This is a genomic window from Curtobacterium sp. HSID17257 (assembly GCF_003989515.1).
Classification (GTDB): Bacteria; Actinomycetota; Actinomycetes; order Actinomycetales; family Microbacteriaceae; genus Curtobacterium.
Genome location: NZ_RBLU01000216.1, coordinates 1 through 1,392 on the forward strand (window position 1 = coordinate 1; position 1,392 = coordinate 1,392).

The 1,392-nt window shown below is 76.4% G+C and carries 1 pseudogene; it reads left to right on the top strand.

Features of this window, described 5'->3' with window-relative positions:
* A pseudogene (locus D8M35_RS16730) lies at positions 1–1,241 on the top strand (hypothetical protein); the annotation flags it as partial.
* Positions 1,242–1,392 lie beyond the last annotated feature (151 nt).

A 1,392-nucleotide genomic window follows, 5' to 3' on the forward strand; every position in this document is an offset into this window, starting at 1 on the left:
TCGCCGAGGACGCCCGTCGCGCCGCCGCCGACCTGGACCGCGAGACCGAGCACCGCCGCAGCGTGTTCGAGGCCGAGCACGCTCGCCGCACCGAGGACCTCGACCGTGAGGAGACCACGCGTCGCGCCGCGCTCGAACGCGAGCTCGCCGAGGCCCGTGCGGCCTGGGAGCGCGAGCGCGACGGACAGCGACGCGCCCACGAGCTCGCGCTCGAGACCGGTCGGGCCGAGCTCGAGTCCGAGGTCGAGCGTGGCCGCGCGGCGCTCGAGGCGGAGACCGACCACCGTCGCCGCGAGCTCGACGCCGAACTCGGCGCCGCCCGCGCGCGCTGGGAGCGCGAGGTCGCCGAGGCCCGCGCCGCGCTCGACCAGGAGCTCGAGGCCGCCCGCGCCCAGCTCCGGGTCGACGAGGAACAGACCCGCGCCGAGAACGCCCGTCTGGTCGAGGAGACCGCAGCGCGGATCGCCGCCGAGCTCGAGGACCACCGCGCCCGGATCGAGCGCGAGCGTGCCGAGGCCGAGTCCGCGGCCGAGCGTGCCGTGCGGGAGCACACCGACGAGCTCGCCGCACGCCGCGAGCGCGAGCACGCCGAGGTCGACACCGAGATCGCCGACCGTCGCACGGCGGAGCTCTCCGACCTCGAAGCGGAACGCACCGCTCTGCAGCAGGAGGTCGCCACGGTCCGGGCCGACCTCGCGAAGGAGCGCGACGAGGTCCGTGCGGCGATCGTCCGCGAACGGGACGAGGCCCGCGCCGCGCTCGAGTCCGAGCTCGCCGCCCGGCGTGACGACGCCGAGCAGGACTACCTGCAGAAGCACCGTGAGACGGTGACCGAGACGCAGCGGTACCTCGACGAGGCGAACCTGCAGCTCGCCGAGGCCACTCGCCGGGCTTCCGAGGCCCGAGAGCGCGCCGAGCGGCTGCAGCAGGAGGCCGACGACCTCGAGCGCACGAGCACCGCGCAGGCCCAGGAGCGCGCCCGCACGATCGTGAGCGACGCACAGGAGCGTGTCCACCGCATGATCGCCGAGGCCGAGGAGCGGTCGGCAGCGGCCATCGCCGAGTCCGAGGACCGGCTCGCCGCCATCCGCACCGAACGCGACGCGGTCGCCGGCTACCTGGAGAACCTGCGCGGTGTGCTCACGCACGCCACCGGGCTGCTCGACGACCCCAGGGGGAACGGCCGACCGTCCGACGCCGACGCCGACGCCGACGCCGACGAGGACACGACCGCCCGCTGACGGCGGCACCGGTGACCCGGCCTGGAGGCGCACCCCGCGCCTCCAGGCCGGGTCACGTCGTCCGCGGCACCTGTGGTGCTCGCCGGTCACCTCCGGCCGTCGGCTCGCCGCGCGCATGCGTGGCGGCGCTGGCCGGCCCGCAGTGGCGGCC